The sequence below is a fragment of the Parapedobacter defluvii genome (genome assembly GCF_014642075.1).
In the GTDB taxonomy this organism is placed as follows: Bacteria; Bacteroidota; Bacteroidia; order Sphingobacteriales; family Sphingobacteriaceae; genus Parapedobacter; species Parapedobacter defluvii.
In genome coordinates this window covers 49333-70408 of record NZ_BMIK01000021.1, presented here as the reverse complement: position 1 = coordinate 70408, position 21076 = coordinate 49333, and the positions used below count along the sequence as shown (strand labels likewise).

18 protein-coding genes are annotated in these 21076 nt (G+C 49.3%); 10 read left to right on the top strand and 8 right to left on the bottom strand.

Annotated elements, in window-relative coordinates; genetic code table 11:
- Positions 1 to 10 precede the first annotated feature (10 nt).
- The 5 genes from IEX60_RS20875 to IEX60_RS20855 are packed head-to-tail and all read left to right on the top strand — an operon-like array spanning position 11 to position 6164.
- Complete coding sequence (locus IEX60_RS20875) at positions 11 to 1783, top strand: eCIS core domain-containing protein (RefSeq protein WP_188753338.1); 1773 nt, start codon at positions 11 to 13, stop codon at positions 1781 to 1783.
- Positions 1784 to 1799: 16 nt separating this feature from the next.
- On the top strand, positions 1800 to 2429 hold the full coding sequence (locus IEX60_RS20870) for a hypothetical protein (protein WP_188753337.1): 630 nt from the start codon (positions 1800 to 1802) through the stop codon (positions 2427 to 2429).
- A 3-nt stretch (positions 2430 to 2432) separates the two neighbouring features.
- The gene (locus IEX60_RS20865; protein ID WP_188753336.1) at positions 2433 to 3686 is read left to right on the top strand and encodes an eCIS core domain-containing protein; all 1254 of its coding nucleotides are present in this window, start codon (positions 2433 to 2435) and stop codon (positions 3684 to 3686) included.
- A gap of 11 nt (positions 3687 to 3697) precedes the next feature.
- Positions 3698 to 4816 carry a hypothetical protein gene (locus tag IEX60_RS20860; protein ID WP_188753335.1) on the top strand — a complete coding sequence of 373 codons (1119 nt, stop codon included), beginning with the start codon at positions 3698 to 3700 and terminating at the stop codon, positions 4814 to 4816.
- A 10-nt stretch (positions 4817 to 4826) separates the two neighbouring features.
- On the top strand, positions 4827 to 6164 hold the full coding sequence (locus tag IEX60_RS20855) for an ATP-binding protein (RefSeq protein WP_188753334.1): 1338 nt from the start codon (positions 4827 to 4829) through the stop codon (positions 6162 to 6164).
- Between the two features lie 6 nt (positions 6165 to 6170).
- Here IEX60_RS20855 and IEX60_RS20850 read toward each other — a convergent pair whose 3' ends face one another.
- The 4 genes from IEX60_RS20850 to IEX60_RS20835 are packed head-to-tail and all read right to left on the bottom strand — an operon-like array spanning position 6171 to position 10179.
- The gene (locus IEX60_RS20850; RefSeq protein WP_188753333.1) at positions 6171 to 6845 is read right to left on the bottom strand and encodes a hypothetical protein; all 675 of its coding nucleotides are present in this window, start codon (positions 6843 to 6845) and stop codon (positions 6171 to 6173) included.
- On the bottom strand, positions 6845 to 7570 hold the full coding sequence (locus tag IEX60_RS20845) for a YebC/PmpR family DNA-binding transcriptional regulator (protein WP_188753332.1): 726 nt from the start codon (positions 7568 to 7570) through the stop codon (positions 6845 to 6847). The genes IEX60_RS20850 and IEX60_RS20845 overlap by 1 nt, the downstream gene beginning before the upstream one ends.
- 3 nt (positions 7571 to 7573) lie before the next feature.
- Entirely contained in the window at positions 7574 to 8554 is a 981-nt protein-coding gene (locus IEX60_RS20840; protein ID WP_229717686.1) for an NAD-dependent epimerase/dehydratase family protein, read from the bottom strand.
- Between the two features lie 5 nt (positions 8555 to 8559).
- Positions 8560 to 10179, bottom strand: coding sequence for a lamin tail domain-containing protein (locus IEX60_RS20835; protein WP_188753331.1), 1620 nt, complete (start codon positions 10177 to 10179; stop codon positions 8560 to 8562).
- Positions 10180 to 10328: 149 nt separating this feature from the next.
- On the opposite strand from IEX60_RS20835, the gene IEX60_RS20830 reads away from it, so the two are divergent.
- From IEX60_RS20830 to pncA, 3 genes are all read left to right on the top strand, one after another.
- A complete protein-coding gene (locus IEX60_RS20830) occupies positions 10329 to 11318 on the top strand; it encodes an aspartate-semialdehyde dehydrogenase (protein ID WP_188753330.1) in 990 nt (329 codons plus the stop codon).
- 135 nt (positions 11319 to 11453) lie between these two features.
- Positions 11454 to 12461 (top strand): hypothetical protein, encoded by a 1008-nt coding sequence (locus tag IEX60_RS20825; RefSeq protein WP_188753329.1) that lies wholly within the window; start codon positions 11454 to 11456, stop codon positions 12459 to 12461.
- A 49-nt stretch (positions 12462 to 12510) separates the two neighbouring features.
- Positions 12511 to 13101 (top strand): bifunctional nicotinamidase/pyrazinamidase, encoded by a 591-nt coding sequence (gene pncA, locus IEX60_RS20820; protein ID WP_188753328.1) that lies wholly within the window; start codon positions 12511 to 12513, stop codon positions 13099 to 13101.
- Here the strand turns inward: pncA and IEX60_RS20815 are convergent.
- Positions 13077 to 15887: an outer membrane beta-barrel protein gene (locus IEX60_RS20815; RefSeq protein ID WP_188753327.1), complete on the bottom strand. Its 2811-nt coding sequence runs from the start codon at positions 15885 to 15887 to the stop codon at positions 13077 to 13079. The two genes, pncA and IEX60_RS20815, sit on opposite strands and share 25 nt — an antisense overlap.
- Before the next feature lie 190 nt (positions 15888 to 16077).
- Here IEX60_RS20815 and IEX60_RS20810 point away from each other — a divergent pair, with 190 nt between their 5' ends.
- Together IEX60_RS20810 and IEX60_RS20805 are read left to right on the top strand one after the other, a co-directional pair.
- Positions 16078 to 16626, top strand: coding sequence for a TetR/AcrR family transcriptional regulator (locus IEX60_RS20810; protein WP_229717685.1), 549 nt, complete (start codon positions 16078 to 16080; stop codon positions 16624 to 16626).
- An 11-nt stretch (positions 16627 to 16637) separates the two neighbouring features.
- Entirely contained in the window at positions 16638 to 18350 is a 1713-nt protein-coding gene (locus IEX60_RS20805; RefSeq protein WP_188753326.1) for a glycoside hydrolase family 3 protein, read from the top strand.
- Between the two features lie 22 nt (positions 18351 to 18372).
- Here IEX60_RS20805 and IEX60_RS20800 read toward each other — a convergent pair whose 3' ends face one another.
- The 3 genes from IEX60_RS20800 to IEX60_RS20790 all read right to left on the bottom strand — a co-directional run bounded on the left by IEX60_RS20800 (position 18373) and on the right by IEX60_RS20790 (position 20850).
- Positions 18373 to 19905 carry a glycoside hydrolase family 10-like protein gene (locus tag IEX60_RS20800; protein ID WP_229717684.1) on the bottom strand — a complete coding sequence of 511 codons (1533 nt, stop codon included), beginning with the start codon at positions 19903 to 19905 and terminating at the stop codon, positions 18373 to 18375.
- A 104-nt stretch (positions 19906 to 20009) separates the two neighbouring features.
- Positions 20010 to 20390 (bottom strand): DUF2752 domain-containing protein, encoded by a 381-nt coding sequence (locus tag IEX60_RS20795; protein WP_229717683.1) that lies wholly within the window; start codon positions 20388 to 20390, stop codon positions 20010 to 20012.
- Complete coding sequence (locus tag IEX60_RS20790; RefSeq protein ID WP_188753325.1) at positions 20353 to 20850, bottom strand: DUF5684 domain-containing protein; 498 nt, start codon at positions 20848 to 20850, stop codon at positions 20353 to 20355. The genes IEX60_RS20795 and IEX60_RS20790 overlap by 38 nt, the downstream gene beginning before the upstream one ends.
- Positions 20851 to 21076 lie beyond the last annotated feature (226 nt).

The following is a 21076-nucleotide window of genomic DNA, read 5'->3' as shown; positions in this document are numbered from 1 at the left end:
TGCTACTACGATGCTGTCACCAAAAGTCGCTTCGAATGCTGAGGCTAACAGAGCCACCCATGGCGTCTTCTTCCAGCCCAAATTGACGGTAAACCAACCGGGAGATAAATATGAACAGGAAGCGGATGCAATGGCCGATCAGGTCATGCGGATGACCGTACAGCGCAAGTGCAAGCATTGCGAGGAGGAAGAAAAACGGATTCAGCGAAAGGGAGCCGACTTGGTTACCCCTGTGGTGGATGAAGGATTCGAAAACTACGTGTCTTCGCTGCATGGACGAGGCACCATACTGCCGCCATCCGAGCGGGATTTCTTTGAACCGCGTTTTGGCTATGATTTTTCCAATGTGCGCATCCATACAGGGAGCGATGCCGCACAGTCTGCCGATCGTATCAACGCATTAGCTTATACCGCAGGAACTCATATCGTATTTAACACCGGCCAGTATCAACCCGGATCGGAAAACGGGAAGCGACTCCTGGCGCATGAATTGACCCATGTGGTGCAGCAAGGTGGCGGTGCCGGGGCCATACAGCGGCAGACGACACGTCGCATCGCGCCTAATCTTGTGGAAGTGGAACATGAAGGAGAACGCTATCGGGTAACCCGCGTATTGGAGAGCAGACGAAGAGGCAGCGGATCCTCAGGCTCCATAGACGCCGACATCGACCGAACAAACGTCACGATTACGATAAAGGTCTGTCGCGATACCACGCGGGGCACGGTCGAACTGGGTGCGAACATTCCGGAGAGTGCTATCGGAGTTGCCCAACGAATTTTGGATGCCGTCACTCGTGGAGCCATCGGCGACATCGAACGTGTCCTTGAAGGGGTCGATGTAACACCTTTTATCGAAGTCTTAGTCGCCCGGTCCGGTCAGTTCAGTATCACCGCGCGGGGAGAGGTTACGGTTGGATTGGAAGGTGTTACCGGAGGAGCAGGTTCTTTGGGTATTCGGATAGGACCCCTTGACATCGGAGTCCGGGGACAAGGTGACGATGAGGGATGGGTGCTTGGCGGCAATATTACGGTCACCCCCGGCCGTACCGATGAAACGTTTGAATGTACGTCTGTTCCGCTTTCGGTCAAGCTGGTCTGCGAGAAGTGGCATGAGGCCTCGCCGTATGAAATTACGGTTCGGGTTCCTTACCGTGATCAAGAACGCTTTATCTATTTTGACTACGCAAGTGCTACCATCGATCGGACCCGCAGCGCCCGGATGCTGACGGAGATTACCACACTGTTGCAAGAGGGGTATCGGGTGACGCGCATCACGGGGCATACGTCTCCCGAAGGGCCGATGCAGCGGGGAAGGCGATTTGTAGGCAACAGAGAATTGGGAGAAAGTAGAGCAACTGCTGCACTCGCTGAGATCGAATCCATCTGTACGGCGCAACAATTAAGTATGCGGGATTCCAGACGGTGTACGGCAGACGTAGTGCGCGATGTGCGACCCATTGGAATGGGCGAATTGTATACGCTCTCAGACGATAGGGGCCGCGAAATAGAGGGCACGCCATTAGCACAGCATGCTGTTGATGAATTCAAAACGTCAACAGATGAATCGGCACATCGCACGGAAGAACTGCTGGAGCAAATGGAATCTATGAGTTTGGAACAGCAGCGCGATACGGTATACCCGCTGTTACGACGGGCAACCATCACGTTGGAAAAATCCGGCATGCGGGACGAACAGATAACGCTGGAAGAACCGGCAGGTTATCGCAGGGTGGGCTGTCCGCAGGCAGTCGAAACAGCGGCAAGACGGCAGTTTTTACTTTAATTAATTCGGTAAACTCATGAATTTTTGGGAACAACTAACAGATGGATTACACATGCACGAAGTATTGCTCTTCGTATTGGGAAGTTTGTTTTTTTTGGTTTTGCTCTTTTTAATGGTATTGTATGCCTGGCGAAAGGAAAAACTTAACGTGCTGCTGTTTTTCTTTATTATACCTGTAGTCATGATCGGTTGGCCTTCCATTGCCAAGATACAAATCAATGAAGCAGGTATCGCACTGGAAAACACCTTGCGCGCATATGAGGACGATCCCCAAAATCCCGAAACCCGAAAAGCGCTGCAAGCCCAGGTAAAGGAACTGGAAGACAAGGAAGTGAAGAACCCCAAAACATTGATAAATGTTGCCAAGGCCAACTATATGCTGGGCAAAGACCGGGATGCGTTGCAGACTATTGATAAGATTCCGGAAGAAGCGAGGGAAGCGGTAGGAGCGGACGACCTAAAAACCACCATCTTGGTAACCCAGGATATCGAACGAAAACTGCAACAGGCAGAACAGGCCCCTACAGACGATAACCTGGAAATCTTGCGTATCTCCAAGGACAAACTGTTCAATAAGGCGGCGAACAACGTACGGTTGCACCAGTCCGTGAGAAAGTCTGATTCATTAATCCAAAAGAAACGATAGGTCATGAACGCACATGCACATCCCTCAGCCTATAAGGCCAACCACGAGGCAGCCCATAAAGGGCGGGCAGTGAAAGCGTTGTTTTTTCAACCCAAACTTGCGATAAACCCGCCGGATGATCACTACGAACAGGAAGCCGACGCCACAGCCGATCGCGTAATGCGCATGCCGGTGCAACGCAAATGCAAGCACTGTGAGGAAGAAGAAAAGCAGCTACAACGGAAAGAAGAAAATCCGGCAATACCGCAGGTTAATGGAGGCTTCGAACGCTATATTAACGGTTTGCGTGGATTGGGCAGGCCATTATCTGCCGACGAACGGAACTTTTTTGAGCCACGGTTTAACCGTGATTTTTCGGACGTGCGTATTCACACAGATATGCATGCTGCACAATCTGCCCAGCAAATCAATGCCTTGGCGTATACGATGGGAAACCATATCGTATTCAACCAAGGGCAGTACCAGCCGACTTCCGCAAATGGTAAACGGTTAATGGCACATGAGTTGACGCACGTGGTGCAACAGGGAGGAATAAGCGGTAACGTACAACGGCAATCTGCCGGTCCCGATGTCGAACGGAGGTTTGGGTTGGGTATGCGCAATCGATTTGGCTTATACGATGCCGAATTGAACCGGGATACGAATACATTGACCTTGCTTATGCGTATCAAATTTGATTTTACGGGTGCATGGGCTTCCGACCAGGACCAGCAAGACTGGATAACGGATTTTATCAATCATGTACAGAATCGGTGGAGTTACCGTTTTTATTTAGTTCCCGAAGGCATCTGCCTGAATACACATGAAACTATTTTTGCACGGGTCAATGTACAGTCGGTTACCGGTAATCCGCATTATACCGTTGAGGTGGCTGCTGGTTCCAGAAGAAGCAGTGCCAATTCGGATGCCCGGACGGCAAGGCTGGATGCATTGGACAACGATAGGGTGACACGCAATAGGCTCGGACAGGATTTTCAGCAACGGGCATCCGAGCATGAGTTCGGGCATATGTTGGGTATACCGCATATTGAGTGTGATCCGCAGACAGGTACCTGCCCATCGGGTGATCAATATGGCGACACAGTCGGCGAGCGGGGCGACCTCATGGGGTCAGGGTGGATTGTTTCGGCACGGGATTACACACCCTTTACCACTGCGATGTATTACTTTACAGGGTGTAACTGGAAGGCGTCCCATACCCGAGTATACCCTATCGGTGATTATCCGGCGGCAGGGACGGTTTCACACATGGCTTAACGACGAACCTTATGGCGTACGATCACAATCAGCGGACTTCCTCTTTGTCAGTGCCGGCAGTCACATTGCCCCACCGTCACCCGGGTTTGGGTGCCATGCCTTTTTTCCAGCCCGCGCTCAGTCCGTTAGGCAATCAGGTCCTCCAACGCAACCCGCAGCGACAACCCAATCCTTTATTCAGGTCTATACCCCAAGGAGAGATCAGCCGTGCGGAGTTTGATCGATACCTGATGGATTACTTTGGGGTGCAGGATATCCGTACAGGCACCCAAGACGAACAAGAAGAGTCTTTGACCAGGCATGGAAGCCCCGCAACACCTTCCATTCCCAATTGGCAATCCTGGAACCCCGGTACGTCTTCGGCTGACTACACTCACATCATCCGGGCAATTGAAGATGTGGCCGCAACCTTTGGTGCCATCCCGACGATCCGTACAGTGATGTTTTTTAAGATGGATTACGAGCCGGATGCTGCCGGTATCGGCGTTGCCAGACCCGATGTCGGGGCTTCATTTGGAGGAGGGAGGTTGACGGTTTTTGAGGCATTTTCGCGTAGTCGCGCGTTTCCAAATGCCAGGAGCAATGCCAGTGGTTCCTATCCCTCCGCAGGGGTAGTTCTTGCCCCCGCAGCGGGGGAAACACCGGGAGCCCCCCGGCCTTATCAATCGCGTGAACACAGCCTGAGGGAGAACATCGTGCATGAACTGGGGCACGCGATGGCTGAAGATGCGCACCGTGCTGATTCCAACGTATTTACCAAGTTCAATCGTGCAACAGGCTGGGTGGGCGGACAGTTATTTGATATCGGCCAGCAAACGGTTGCCGATGCGATAAGTCAAGGTACGCCGCCTCCCACTCAATATCACATACAGGAGCATGATTGGAACAACCCCCAGTGGATCGAACAGCCGATGTCCCGCTATGCCGTAGCGGGAGGACCCGGGGAGGATTTTGCGGAAACCATCGCTGCGTATGTCTATACTAATTCCGTGCTGCTACTGCGTTCGCCGGCACGGCATCGGTTCATTATGGATCATATCGATATATGGAAGAAGCAAATGCAAGCGCTGCCGCCACCGGCATTGCGTGGGGATTTTCCGGTGATCGAAGAATTTCGTCATATGGCTTGAAACTAAAAATATGAACCGACAGACGTTGACACATACATGGACCGATCTGCTTAGGCAAACCGAACAGCTTGTTAGGCTGAGGCTCCGCGCGTACTTTGCTCCGGGTGATGCGCGCACTGATGAACAGCCGCACTGGGCGGTGCGCGATGACGGGTCTTACTGTTCGATGTGCTTGAGACAGGCAACAGATACCGAGAAAACCTTGCTGATGTTATCCTTGGCTCCGCATCTCCACCCGGCTTTTTACGACCGCATCATTCAGGATTTTTTACCCAACGGCGGAGATATCATCGAAATGGGGGGCGTAAAGAATGCAGGTAACCACCGTGGATTTCTTCCTACGGGTGAAACCGCTTTGTTTATTATCGCCGGGGGTAACATCGAAAAACGTATGGAAGTCCAGCGGCTGCTTATGGGAGAAAGCCAGTTAGTCAAACAAGGCGTAATTTACCTGGAGGCCGTGAAAGAAGGTGAACCCCCGATGAGCGGGCGGTTGGTCGTGACGCCGGAATGGCTATCCAAATTATTACTCGGTAAAGAACAACGGCCCGTGTTTGGTCCGGATTTTCCCGCTAAGCCGATAAGTACATTATTGGAGTGGCCGGATTTGGTGATTGCCGATAAAACACGCCAGCAATTAGAGGATATCAGGACATGGCTTCGCTATAATGCAACGTTGATCGACCAGTGGGAGATGCATCGGGTGATCAAGCCCGGCTACCGTGTGCTTTTTTATGGTCCACCCGGTACAGGCAAGACACTCACGGCTACGTTATTGGGAAAGGAATTCAACCGGGAGGTTTTTCGGATCGATCTTTCACAGGTGGTATCCAAATACATCGGTGAAACGGAGAAAAACTTGGAGAAAATCTTTCAACGTGCGGAAAACCGCGACTGGATATTGTTTTTCGACGAAGCGGACGCCCTGTTTGGCAAACGATCCAATGTGCAGAGCTCCCATGACCGATACGCCAATCAAGAGGTAGCCTATTTATTGCAACGGGTCGAAGATTTCCCGGGGTTGGTTATTTTGGCTTCTAATTTTAAAAATAACATCGATAAAGCGTTTATGAGGCGATTCAATGCGGTGGTTCATTTCCCCATGCCGGGTATTGCAGAGCGACTCAAGCTTTGGCAAACCATGATTCCGACCAAAGGGAAGCTTCAGGACGACATAGCGCTTAAAGAAGTTGCCGAAAAGTATGAACTCAGTGGCTCAGCTATTGTGCAGGCCGTGCACTATGCGGCGCTCCAGGCCTTTTCAAAGGGAAACCGTTTTATGGAGAAGGATGAATTGCTCGCCGGCATTCGCCGTGAATTTGAAAAGGAAGATCGGGTATTTAAATAGCGTTAATTATTCGTTATCCTCATTTTTTTTATTGGTGATTCCCGGCTTAAAGCGTGGTTTGAACCCCGAAGGGCTCATCGAAGATAATCCCAACGGTTTTGCAGGTGTTTGCTCTAGGGCCTCTTTTGGAGCTTCCGGTTCTGCGGTTGGCTCCTGTTGGACCGGATCTTTCGCTGGTTCCGTAGGTGCGGCTGGTTTGGTTACACCCGGCTTAAAGCGTGGTTTGAACCCGGTGGGTGGTGCAGCTTTCTGAGATGCTTCGCTAGCTGTCGGCTTGTTCTCCGTCGGTTCTGTCGGCTTGTCCTTTATCGGCTCTTCGGGTTCGGCGGGTTTGGTTACGCCCGGCTTAAACCGAGGTTTGAAGCCCGAAGGGCTCATCGAAGATAGTCCAGTGGGGGGCGCAGCTGCTGGGGATGTATTTTTTGCGCTCGTAGTTGAAATATCTCGGGATGACGCAGGTACCGCTGCGGCGGTAGTTACGGCTTTAGTTTCCACTGTATCTGACTCCCTGAGTAAATAGTCTTTACGGAGCCGATTGAACCAGTATTTTTTGGTATGGTCGAAACTCTTTTCGCCCATTTTCACATAGTGACTTTGGAATTCCTCATATAAATCGGGTTTGGCACGTCGCAGCTGTACCAAGTCAATTTTCTTTTTTATGAAAAATTCCTCAAACGTCATCAGGCCATGTTATGATATACAGCTTGTACATCGTCATCCTCTTCGATTTTGTCAATCAATTTGAGTACTTCTGCCGCATCTTCTTCAGAGACTTCAGTAGTTGAGAGGGCAATCCGTTCCAGTTTTGCGCTTTTTATTTCGATACCCTTTTCTTCCAGTAAACGTTGCATATTGCCAAAATCCTCAAATGAAGTTTGTGCTACCACCACATCGTTTCCCTCTTCATCTGCTTCAACGTAAAGCTCTTCCAACCCTCCATCAATAAGTTCCAATTCTAATTCTTCCAGGTCTACATCTTCTCCTACCGTAAACCGGAAAACAGATTTCCGCTGAAAGATAAAGTCCAGTGAACCGGTTTTCCCCAACGTGCCACCCGCTTTACTGAAATAACTACGGATGTTAGCAACCGTCCGGTTGGTGTTGTCAGTCGCCGTCTCAATCAGAACAGGCACTCCATGGGGGCCATACCCTTCGTATACGTGTTCCTCATAACCCTTCGCGTCCTTATCGGAAGCTCGCTTGATAGCCGCTTCGATACGGTCTTTTGGCATATTTACGGCCTTGGCATTCTGGATGGCTGTGCGTAGGCGTGAGTTGCCTTCGGGATTGGGGCCGCCTTCTTTAACTGCAATAGCAATTTCTTTGCCTAAACGTGTGAATTGCACGGCCATTTTAGCCCAACGCTTGAATTTGCGCTCTTTCCTGAATTCAAATGCTCTTCCCATCTTTTATATCTGTGTTTTTTCTTTAAGGTTTGTTAGCATGTCTGTGGTGATTTCGCTGAGATTGAACCGGGGTTTCCATCCCCATTCCCGTTGGGCCTCGGTATCATCGATGCTATTGGGCCATGTATCGGCAATGGCTTGGCGCGGGTCATTTTCTTCATAGGTTATGATAAATCCCGGCAGGTGTTTGCGGATTTCATTGGCCAGCATAGCCGGTGTGAAGCTTACGCCCGTCAGGTTGTAGCTGGACCGGATACTGAGATCTTCCGCCGGAGCATCCATCAGTGCCAACGTACCCCGGATAGCATCGTCCATGTACAGCATGGGGAGAGTGGTGCCGGAAGCAAGAAAACACGCATAACGATTACTTTTCAACGCTTCATGAAAAATATGTATTGCATAATCGGTTGTGCCACCCCCCGGAGCAGTTTTCCAGCTGATGACGCCCGGGTACCGGATGCTGCGCACATCCAGGCCATAGCGTTGGTAATAATACTCGCAGATACGCTCCCCGGCGAGTTTGCTGATGCCGTAAACGGTGTTAGGATCCATCACAGCATACTGAGGAGTGTCCGTTTTCGGTGAATGGGGTCCGAACACAGCAATAGAACTGGGCCAGAACACCTTCTTTACGCCATATTCAAGGGATAAATCCAACACATTCAACAAGCCGTTGATATTGAGGTCCCATGCCTGACGGGGATGTTTTTCGCCCGTGGCCGAGAGCATAGCTGCCAAGAGGTAAACCTGGGTGGGGTGGTACTTCGTAAAAAGTTGATGCAGCGTTTTTCGGTCTAATACATCGACGATTTCGAACGGTCCGGCAGGATCCGATATTTGCGGTTCCCGTATGTCTGACGTGACCACTTGTTGCAGCCCAAACTTTGCCCGTAAAGCAATTGCCAGTTCGGTTCCGATCTGGCCGTTTGATCCAATGATAACGATCCGTTCATCCATCGGTTGCAAACTTAGCAAAATTTCCATTTTCGTCACAGTTTGGCGGCCAATACGAAGCTCAGACGGTACATTTTTGTTTCCCCTTGCGGATGGTAGATTTCAATTGCTGCGATGTAAATCCCGATAGGAAGGTGCTGTCCGCTATCCGATAAGCCGTCCCATGTAATATAGCCTTGAGTACCAAGACTTTGGTTACGCTGTAATTTTTTGACCAGCTGCCCGCTGGTATCGTAGATTTCTATGTTGACCATAAAACCAGGATCTGGCAGAAAGTAGGTGATTTCCAATTCATCCTCGAATCCGTCGTTGTCGGGCGAAAAAGTTTTAGAGTTGAGGAAAAAACCATACTGCTCAGCTGCTGATTTCGATTGGGAGTTTGGGTATCCCGGCGTCGCACCGCCGCCTACGGTGGCCGCTGATCGGAAGTTTCCGGGTTGGTTAGTAGGCGTTGAGAAGTATTGCCTTTCCAGTGAAATACCTTTTGGAGTAACTATAAACGGGGCCTGCATTTCCGGTGTATAAAAGAGGCTGTCAAGGGTTAGATTATTGCTATAAATGACCACACCACCCGTTTCATTGTTGAAATTGGGCAATGCAGGCATTTCCACAAATGTGCTGGCGGCACCGTTTGGGTAGTGCCGTTGCAGAAGCGTCGGATCCGTAGTCAGTACTTTATAGTCATTGGGAGGCATGGGAACGGATCGCTCACTTACTTTCCTCCGGCTTCCCACCAAACCTTTTGAGTTGACACTGGCTATATGAAGCTGTTGCAGGTCAATGGTTTTATCGGAGTAATTATAAAGTTCGACGAAATCCACACCATCCGGTTTCGGATTGGAAAGGATTTCATTGATGAGGATGTCGCCGGGTTGGATGGTTTGGGTTGTTGCCCCGTCCGATGTCGGATCAAGTGGTTTGATGAGAAAATAATCCAGTTGAAAGTCGGCCCATCGGGCAGGTGAGAAATTGATTGCGTAGCCGGCATACGCTGCAGCGGTGTAGGTGATGTCTTTTACGGTTGGAATGCCGTTTGGATCTGTCACCACTTCAAACTTCCCACGGTCGTTTTCATCTGCAAGGATCTGCCAATTACCGGTTGGACTGCAGGTAACCCGTACCCGTGCGCGGAACGCATTTCCCTGATTGGGGAACGGGCGGCTTTGCAGGATTAGCGAACGGGTACGGCCATTTTGCCGCCATAGGCTATATATATGTGTCTGCTGCTTGCCATCTATCTGCAAATGATAGCCCTGTTGCGGATCGTGAAGTAAGTGGCTGGTCGATGCTAAATAGAGCCGCACATAATTGGTTGCGGTCAATGCACCCTGCACCTGTATGCCGGCTTCCCAACACGTATTCAGCATACGATTGGTTGCCGTGGAAAGGAACACAGGTGGAGCAGCCTGTGTGGTGAGTGTCAGCCGTTGGTCAACAAGCGTAAAGGAAGCGAGATCACCAGCCCATTGGCTAGATAACTTTTCCGAGAAGTCGTCAAAAAAAAGGACACCCAGTGTATCATCCGGCATAAGTTTGAACTTTTCTTGCGCGGGCGTGGATGGCTTTACCGGATTACCAGACAAGGGTTTGACTGGGGGTTGGATGGCGAGAAGCATCGGCAACCAGCCGAAGAATAGGAATAAATAGCTTTTCATGGGTTTGAAGACTGATAAACAATGGGTTTTGGTTAAAGGTTTTTACAATTCCTTAGCCTGATGTTGCGCCAAATTTCGTATGTTTGGCAGCTTTAAAAATTAAAGGTAAACATTATTAAATTTAGTTCACAAAAAACAACAAGGTAAAAATGAAAGTGGCAGTAGTCGGCGCGACCGGACTTGTGGGTTCGGAGATGTTAACCGTGTTAGCAGCGCGTAATTTTCCCGTAACAGAATTGATTCCGGTAGCTTCCGAGCGGAGCAAAGGCAAGGAAGTCGAATTCAAGGGAAAGAAATATAAGGTGGTGACACCCGACGAAGCCATTGCACTTAAACCGGACGTTGCATTATTTTCTGCCGGCGGAGGTACATCAACGGAATATGCCCCTCAATTTGCGGCTGCCGGTATCACCGTCATCGATAACTCTTCCGCCTGGCGTATGGATCCGGCGAAGAAACTGGTTGTGCCGGAAGTAAACGGAGATGTGTTATCTGCGGAGGATAAAATCATTGCGAATCCGAACTGTTCTACCATTCAGATGGTGGTTGTATTAAAACCGTTGCATGAGCAATATACCATCAGACGGGTGGTCGTTTCCACCTATCAATCCGTAACCGGTACAGGCGTGAAGGCCGTAAAACAGTTGCAGGATGAACGTGCCGGTGTAGAGGGCGAAAAGGCCTATCCATACCCCATCGATCTGAATGTCATCCCGCATATTGACGTGTTCCAGGACAACGGATACACCAAGGAAGAGATGAAAATGATCAAGGAGACCAATAAGATTATGGGCGATGACAGCATCCGTGTGACAGCTACCACGGTGCGTATTCCGGTTGTCGGCGGGCACTCTGAATCAATCAATATTGAATTTGACAATGATTTTGACGTGAACGAGGTGCGCGCTTTACTGGCTAAGCAGCCTGGGATCGTGGTGGTAGATAATCCGGCTAACCTGGAATACCCCATGCCGAAAGACGCACACGGCAAAGACGAAGTTTTTGTAGGGCGTATCCGCCGGGATGAAAGCCAGCCCAACACCCTGAACCTTTGGGTGGTGGCCGATAACCTGCGTAAAGGTGCAGCTACCAATGCTGTCCAGATTGCCGAAAAGCTGATTGAAAAAGGACTGCTATAAATACGGCATAATCGGCTAACATATAAAAGCATCCGCTGACCGATCAGCGGATGCTTTTTGTTTTTACCGGGTTTTTCGGAATGCCGGGTAGGGGTAATTCCTGAAATTGTTGTCTTATGCTGAAAACAACAAAAAATGAAAGAAAGCAGGAATACCCTTAACCCAGTCCGGCTGTTTGCTTGCGCACTGTTGGCATTAATTTTTTCGGATCACGCCATCGCACAGCATGGTAAAACCAACCATGCACATGTTGGCATCATCTATCCACTCAGTACCAATGGCAAAACAGCCGCTTTGGATACCAATAAATTTTCGTTGCACCTGATAGCGGGAATTTCACAGCAGGAAGACATCTGTTTGATTGCCGGGGTTTCCGGTATCGTCAAAGGCGATGCCCATGGAACCCTGGTATCCGGTGTATCCAATCACGTGGGTGCCGATGCAAACGGCGTACAGATAGCAGGGGTGTTGAATCAGATCCACGGTCGCGCGCAAGGAGCCCAGGTGGCCGGGCTCCTGAATTCCACAGGCGATGCAGAAGGCGTGCAGCTAGCGGGACTGATAAATAAGGCGGGAGATGCGGGCACTCAGGTAGCCGGGCTGATCAATATCGCAAAGAAAGTAAAAGGAGTTCAGATAGCCGGCTTGATCAATGTGGCAGAAGAGAGTGATTATCCGATCGGCATTGTGAATGTCATTAAGGAAGGCGAAATGCAGCTTGGATTTACCGCGGATGAACAGGGAAATGCGATGCTGGCTTTGCGGTCGGGAGGGAGCGTATTGTATGGCCTTTTGGGTGTGGGGTATCACTTTGGTTATGAAGAAGCCCGTTACGTAATCGAAGGAGGACTGGGGGCACACCTGGTCACTGCGAAGGCCTTCCGGCTCAATGCGGAACTGGCGAGTGCTGCAATGACCAATTTTGAGGATGGTGTATACGGTAGGCAGAGCCTGCGCGTACTTGCCGGTTGCCGGATTACGCCGCGCTTCGAATTATTTGCCGGCCCCACGTTCAACCACCTGTTGTTTGAAAGCGACCAGCCTGACATCCGTAACGACCGGTACTTATGGAAGTGGCAGGGAGATGACGTATTCAATGGGTTCTATTTCGGCGGAATAGTTGGCGTGCAATTCGCTCTTTAGTTCTGAAATTCCGTAAGTTTGTTATTCTAAATAAACTGGATTTTCGGATATGCACGCATTGATTGTTGTCGATATTCAATATGATTTTCTACCAAACGGAGCACTGGCGGTGCCAATGGGCGATGAGATTATCGAAAAAATAAACCGGATACAGCAAGATTACGATTTGGTTGTGGCCACGCAGGATTGGCACCCTGCGGGCCATAAAAGTTTTGCTTCTGCCCACTCCGGTCGTAAGCCATTTGAAGTCATTGATCTCGGTGGACTGGAGCAGGTGCTGTGGCCAGATCATTGCGTGCAGGAAAGTGGCGGCGCGGAGTTAGCCGGTCTGCTGGACACACGCCGTATCGAAGCTATTTTCCGTAAAGGCACTGACCCCGATATCGACAGTTACAGTGGCTTTTTTGATAATGGCAAACGTAAAAATACGGGTTTAGCAGGTTATTTACGAGACAGAAAGGTGACCGCTGTTTCCGTCTGTGGCCTGGCTGCCGATTATTGTGTGTATTTTACTGCAATGGATGCGTTGGAGCTGGGCTTTGATACCTACATTGTTGAAGAAGCCGTGCGTCCGATAGATGCTTCCGCCTATATGGATAAGCGGGCAACCTTCCTTCAACGGGGAGGGAAGTTGCGGTGAGCGACCCCTCCAAAATGCCTTACGTTGTAGGTAAAACTCAATAAAAAATACTGTTGAAGCGCATTGTTTTGGGTATCTTGTATATACCGCTCGCTAATGCTGCGGTTGATGTTCGTATTGCGGTTGAGCAGGTCGTATGCCGACAGCGTAATCTCTGCCTCCTCCCGTTTGAATAGCTTTTTGCCGATCGATGCATTCCACAGAATAAACTGTTGGTCGTAACCTTCGGCAAGCCCTTGGTTATAATTGTAATAGAAGGAAGAAGCCACGCGTATGCCCTTCCAAAACGTATAGGACAGGTCGTTGCGGATAATTTGGTTGTAGTAGTTGTAACTCAGATCGGTATTGGAGTTGTTCCGTACAATGCTATAATTGCCCACATAGCTTAGCCCAATGACCAAATGCGGGCCGAAACGACTGTTCGCGCCGATCCGCTGGTTGATGCCGTAGGAATCAGCGTATGTTTCCGCGTTGTTCAGCAATCCGATGTCGTGGTTTTGGTATAAATTGGTGCTGAGGTTGAGGTTTATTTTCCACGGTTTAATGGGCGTGCCATACGTGGTATTAACTCGTACGCTGTAGTACCCGTTGATGTTTTCCGGCCGTGTAAACTGTCCGCCCGCACCCAATAGCACATTCGGGGCAATCAGTGTGTCGCTGCTTGCTATATAGGTGGAATTCACAATCCGGTTATTGGAAAATTCGGCATTCAGATTAGCCGAGAAATTACTCCCTGTTTCCCGTTTAACACTGTTGAATCGAAGGTTGACGCGATGCCCGTATTCCTGTTTCAAATCAGCATTGCCCGTACGTATGTTCAACGGGTTCTGGTTATTAATCACATCCTGCAACTGGTTAATGGAAGGTGCATTGGTGGCCGAATTGTAGCTGATCTGTGCTTCCTTATCCCGAGAAAAGTGGTAAGAAAAACTGGCGCTGGGCAGGTAACTACTAAAGTGGCTGGCCGCTATGTGGGAATCTGGAAAGGTACGGCGGTTGTTGATCTTTGCATCCTGAAAATCAATGCCTACCTCGAAACGAAAAGAATCTCGCTTGGCAATTTGATAAGACAGGCCACCACTTTGGTAGGTGTAGTCGTTCCGGAATTCGTTAGACAACTGCCGGTCCAGCTCTCCCAGTTGTCCGGTCTCAATCAGAAATTCAAAGGTTTCCCTATTAGAATAGTTGGCCGTATTTCGAAGGCTGTAATTGGCCTGTAAGCCACTATGTGGACCCAGAGGCTCCGTATAAGCCAATCTACCGGTAATCCCATTTCCGTATCCGCTCGTGTTATTTTGGTTGCTGACGGTATCGATGCGACCGGTAGTCTGCGACTCGAAAAACTCATTGAGCGAATAGGTATGTGCTAATCCTTTATTGGAATTAGCCGAACCGTTTGCACTCAATGATACGGTCCTTCCGGGTTTACCCAAACGTAGCCGGTAGTCGAGGCTTCCATTGAAATTGAAATTGAAGTTGTCATTGTCGTTGGTCCGCTCTGACGCGTTGATGGGATCGTCGTTGGATAACAGCGTGTGGCTGTTGGAAAATAACGTACGGTTATTTTGCTGGAAGGACAGAACGGGTCGGAAATCGATGCGCTGGTTAGAATCGATGTCGAAGCGGATACGCATATTGGTTCGATGGCTGTAGTTGATACTGTTTGATTTCTGGTTTTGGGTGTTGAATTGGTTGGCATTGGCGCCGATCAGGTATTCCCGATTGGTCAGGCTATTTGTCGTGTTACGGGTGGAATTGAATGCATAATTCGCGTTGAAATCCAGTCGCTCATCCAGCCATTCGTTGTTGAAGTTGGCCGAAATGCTGTTCGTCTGATTAATTCCCCGGCCGTTGCCACCACCCTCCGGATTACCGCGGCTTCTTCCGCCACGGCTGTTACGCCCGCCTTCCGACTCCCCGCCTGCGATACTTGCCATGGAAAAATCTGATTGATTCACGTTATTCGATACGGCAAAGACGGTAAAGCGCCTATTACCGTTAAACAGGTTCAGGTTTCCCCCAGTGTTGTATCGTTCGCTGGCTCCGTAACCACCTGCCGCCCGGCCAAAATACCCATGCCTGCGATCCGGCCGGGTAACGATATTGATCACTTTCCGGCGCTGCCCATCGTCAAACCCCGTAAACTGTGCCTGCTCGCTTTTTTCATCGATGATTTGGATTTTTGAAATGATATCTGCGGGTAGTGTTTTTAACGCGATACGGGGGTCGGTACTGAAAAACTCTTTGCCATCCACGATGATTCGCTGTACATCTTCACCCTGTGCTTTTATCTGCCCCTCCTCGTCAATCTCGACTCCGGGAATCTGCATAACCAACGCGTCTGCGTCCGCATAGGGCTCGGTACTGAAGGCCGAGGCATCGAATTCAGTGGTGTCTCCTTTGAGCACGGCAACGGGTGGGGCGGCAATGATGGCTACCTCTTCCAATGCCCGGTATTCGGGAATGAGGCGGATATTCATCGGTTGGGTAAGCCCCTCGGATGGTAAGTGGATATCTAAAAAAGCAGGTCGGTAGCCAAGGAAGTTTACTTGCATGCGATACCTGCCCGGCGGCACCTGTTTCAATTGAAAACTGCCGTCTGCACCCGAAGCCCGTTGTTCCAATAATGAGTCGCGCGTGGTGAGCAGCCGCAGGCTGGCACCCTGTAAACCCGTATGATCCGTGCTATCCAGGACCTTGCCATGTATAGCTTGTTGTGAAAATGCCGTCAGCGAAAGGAAAAGGAAAGGTAGCACTAAATAACAGCGTTTATAACGGTTGTTCATGGTCAATTTTAGTATCTGTGTAAACAATTTAGTAAATTAAGACGCTGTCAGCAATGCAACGTTTAATCGTAATCGCTTTGTTACAGCCGTTTATTGATTCACTTTCTGAAAAGCTTTTGTCTTTTTTCACGATTTGGCTACTGTAACCGCCTTTTGAGTAATATATTTGCAGTTCATTTGGTAGGAAGCGATGATGAAGCAAAAAGCAGAAAGCAGAAAGGAAAAAATAATGAGGGAGGCACTTTTGTTGTTTGCTGAAAAGGGGTATATCGATACTTCTACAAAAGTTATCGCCCAACGGGCTGAAGTTTCCGAAGCACTTATCTTTAAACACTTCGGGAACAAAGACCGGTTGTTGTTTCATTTGATTAAGTCCGGATACCGTAGGGTGTTGCAGCATCACCGGGGGATGATGATCTATCGGGACGCCAAGAGTTTCCTGCGCAGTATGATTAATCTACCCAGGGAATTAGTCAGTGAAGAACCCTTATTCTGGAAACTACAGGAACGGTTATCGCACCATGAATTTTCGCGCCAACAGCATGAGCTTTTCATGAAGCCGGTTTATCCGGCCATCCGACGTGCTTTTACCGAATTGGGACACGAAAATCCGGAACTGGAAACGCAGTTACTCTTGATGATCATCGAAACGCTGTGGAAGAAAGAAGCCAACGGCGAGTTGGGGCAATCTGCAGAAATGGCTAAATTGCTGGAAGCCAAATACGGTCTTGCTACCTAAAAATAAGAGAAATGCTCAAAAAAGCTACCCTTATTACTAGTTTTGCCGTGTTGTCATTATGTGCTAAGGTAATGGGCCAGCAACGCGGTGCGTTTATTCCCTTTATCAATGCACAGCATGCATGGGTAGATTCCGTATTCAATACCCTCAGCCAGCGAGACAAGGTTGCCCAGCTTTTTATGGTTCGTGCTCACACGGACTTAGGACAGCGGTATATCGATTCCGTGGCGGGGGTCGTGCAGCGTGAGCAGTTGGGAGGAATTGTTTTGTTTCAGGGAGGGCCCGTGCGCCATGCACAGGTCATCAATCGCTACCAACGGTTGTCAAAAGTGCCGTTGCTGGTAGCGTTCGACGGAGAGTGGGGGTTGGGTATGCGGATGGTGGATTCGACCGTTTCCTTTCCGTATCAGATGGCACTGGGTGCCATACAGAACGAAGCACTGATCTATCAGATGGGGCTTGAAATAGCGAAAGACTTTAAACGGCTTGGCTTGAATGTCAACTTTGCACCGGTGGTCGACATCAACAACAACCCCCGTAATCCGGTTATCAACTTCCGTTCATTTGGTGAGGATAAACAAAATGTAACCCGTAAGGGGTTTGCTTATATGCGGGGAATGATGGATGGAGGGCTGATTACCTCGTTGAAGCATTTCCCGGGGCATGGTGATACCGATGTAGATTCACACTACGACCTTCCACAGCTCAAATTCACCGCCGGTCGGTTGGACTCACTTGAAATGTACCCCTTCCGCGAATTGATCAAAGCAGGAGCATCGGGCGTGATGGTTGCACATATGAACATCCCAAGTCTGGACAAGACACCCAACCTGCCTTCATCGTTATCCAAGCACATTGTTACCGATGTATTAAAAAAAAGGCTCGGGTTCCAGGGGCTCACCTTCACCGATGCCATGGATATGAAAGGGGTTGTCAAACATTTCCGGAACGGCGAAGCCGATGTCCGGGCAATTTTAGCCGGAAACGACCTGTTGGAACTCTCGGAAAATAGCGCACGGGCAATTGATATGGTACTGAAGGCAGTCAGACAGGGAAGGTTGACCCAACCCGATATTGATACACGTGTCAAGAAAATACTGGCAGCCAAATATTGGCTTGGGCTGGATACCCTACAGCCGGTAAACCTTAACGGTTTGTATTCCGATATCAACAGGCGGCAAACCGCATTGCTGAATCAGCGGTTAGCGGACGCATCAGTGACCTTACTCAAAAGCGATAGCTTGATTAAAGTCCTGGATTATACCAAGCGAACCGCTATCATCAGCGTAGGAGTGGCGCAGATTTCGGAATTCCAGGATATGTTGGGGTGGCGGTTTGACAACCATATGAATTACGTATTATCACCCAAGGCCACGGCAGATGATGTGGCGGCGGTAGCCAATGAACTGAGCCGGTACAGCCAGGTAATCGTGGCAATTCACGACGATCGCATCCGGCCAAGGAGTACCTTAAATTATAATGGAACGGTTCGTCTGTTCCTGAACGAACTGGCCGCAATGAACAGTGTTTTTTGTGTATTTACCAACCCATATGCGCTTGCCGGATTGCCCGGTGTTGAACAGGCAAAATCCATTCTTGTATGTTATCAAAATGATGATATCATGCAGCGGGCGGCTGCAAAAGTCATCCTCCGGCAGTTAACCCCTTCCGGAAAATTACCGGTCACTATCAATGCATTTTTCCGTTATGGCGATGGGAAGTAGAAATAAAAATCGGCACCGCAATTCACTCGATATATATTTCCCGTACGTTTGAAGGCGTACTTTCATTCTTTATACGGTCTATGGCCGTTACTACATAGCGGTAGTAGCCATTCCTGCGGGTCATGTTATCGGTATACGTCAGCTGCTTGCTGTCATACGTAATATACAGAATGTTCTGTGGGTTGTTCAGATTTAGCTCTTCACCTTCATTGAATCGGTACACCACATACCCGTAGGCTTCGTCGCCATCGGCTGCAGGCGCTGAAGGCAGCCAGTGGAGAATGACAGAGGTCCGGTTTTCGGCAACAGTTGCCAGTAAGCCGAAAGGAGGTTCGGGTGGAACGCTGTCCAGCCAGGGCATATTGGGAGGGAGTGACTTATAGCGGTACAGGTTGTATTGCAGCGAATCCCTAAGGCCGGCTGCATTATTGCTGATATGTTTGGAACTGTAATAGATACTTCCCTGCGCGTGGGCATGCTGCCGCGCATACCGTACCTGGTTGGGAATCTGATTGCGTTCCCGCCAGCCTTCCCGGTTCTCATTGGCACGGTAAGCCGCATGGCCGATATAAAAGTGCCGGCCGTTGGCATGCTGGCTCCACCAATCGGCCAAAACTTCATATGGAGCTGCAGGGTTGCCAAATGGAAAATAGATCTGCGGGTTAATGTAATCAACCCAGCCCTCTTCCAACCATTTCAGTGCATCTGCATACAGTTGCCGGTAGCCGCTGAGACCGGAAGATGCCGATCCACGTGGTTGGTCTTTTTTGTTGTCCCAAATACCAAATGGACTTACGCCGAATTTGATGTATTTTTTTTCCTTATGCACACTGTCCGAAACCATCTGGATCAATAGATTGACATTGTTTCTGCGCCAGTCGCCCACGTCCCGGAAGCCATTTGGATATTTTCTGAAAGTCTCCGTGTCTGGAATCGGCTTGCCGCTTTCCGGATACGGATAGAAATAATCATCGAAATGGATGCCATCAATATCGTAGTTTCGTACAATGTCCATCACAATCCCGGTGATGTATTCCCTTACCTCGGGTAAGCCCGGGTTAAACAGCTTTTTTCCTCCGTAGACGAAAAACCAGTCGGGATTTTGACGGGTAATGTGATCAGCGGTTGTATTGGTGGATACCAGGTCAAAAGTGGCCCGGTATGGGTTGATCCATGCGTGTAATTCCATCCCGCGTTTATGTGCCTCCTCAATGGCAAATTCAAGTGGATCGTAGAAGGGATTGGGTTGCTGCCCCGGTTTCCCAGTAAGAAAGCGGCTCCACGGCTCCCGGCTTTTCGCATAAAATGCATCGGCAGAAGGCCGTATTTGGAGTAAGACGGCATTGATGCCCGCCCGTTGATGATTGTCTAACTGCTGAATCAGCTCTGCTTTTTGTTGTGCAGTGGTCAGGTTATTGGCAGACGGCCAGTCAATGTTGACTACCGTTGCGATCCAGACCCCACGCAGTTCGCGTTTGGGCAATACGTCCAGGGGTGGATTGGGAATACCATAGCCTGGGAAAAATAAGAGCGATAAGAAAATAATAAGAAGCAAGCCCCCGCAAATACGAATAGTACTAATCTCCAATGTCATCATCCACAGCAAATCTAACGCCTAAAATCGAAAATCGAAAATCTAACGCGCAAATCTGATCTCATTCATCCATGCCCGTTCCATAACTTGACTACATATACGCCAATTACAAACCAACCGCAGGCAACAGCCAGGATTTTCAATACCACATCCCGTTTATCGAAACCGCCTATCCATTTAACAAGGGCATACAGCAGCACGATTAATAAGGGTACGGTAGGTGGGTAGAGGTGATAACTTTCCCCCCAGTTGCCTTTGAGCAGGGCCAGCAGGGAACGCTGGAATCCGCAGCCGGGGCAATCGATTCCGGTCAGTGCTTTGAATGGACAGGGCAATAAAAAATTTTGCAGCCAGGAGGAAGCCTCCAGGCTGCAAACTGCCCCTGCAAAAAATTGAGTGCTGGGGAGGTTATACCGTTGGGTTTTGCGGATTGTTTTGATCGCCAAATGAATCTTTTAAGTTGTCAAAGTCGCCCTTCAGGTTATTAAATGAGTTGCCCCCCGTGGCTTCTGCTGCGGTAGGCCCGATGTACTTAGCATCGCCGAAGCCCAGAATAGGGAACACCACGATTCCAAAAAAGAGTGCCAGTATGGTCCACAGGGGAACTTCCTTGCCAAAGCTTTTCATCAGCAGATTGATCAGCCAAATGGAGAAGACGATGTTTACGCACGGTACTAACGCCGCAACAACACCCCACCATACCGGCTTGCCCACAATTTCGGCAATGATGATCATATTGTAAATAGGAATGATTGCTGCCCAACCGGGTTTCCCCGCCTTTTCAAACATTTTCCAAAGGCCGGCGATGTACAATACGATCACTGCCAGGTAAAAAATCATCCCAACGATGCCGATACCTGCAAATAAACCGCCGCTTACGCCGTCATAGTTTCCATAGTTATCCATGATTTTTAGTTTTGATGATGAAGTGAAACAATTAAATTGATTAGTATTTGTTTGTAATTCAAGTCAAACTTAGGTAAATTCCTTTTTATATACAATATGTTTTTGCATGCACATAAAAAGAATTGTCAATCTCTCCTTCTCCTTTTGGGCACCCGCTTCACAAAGGCACTATAAGCATTAATTGAAAGATATCACCGGATCGTCGTCTTGAAATAAAAGCAATACC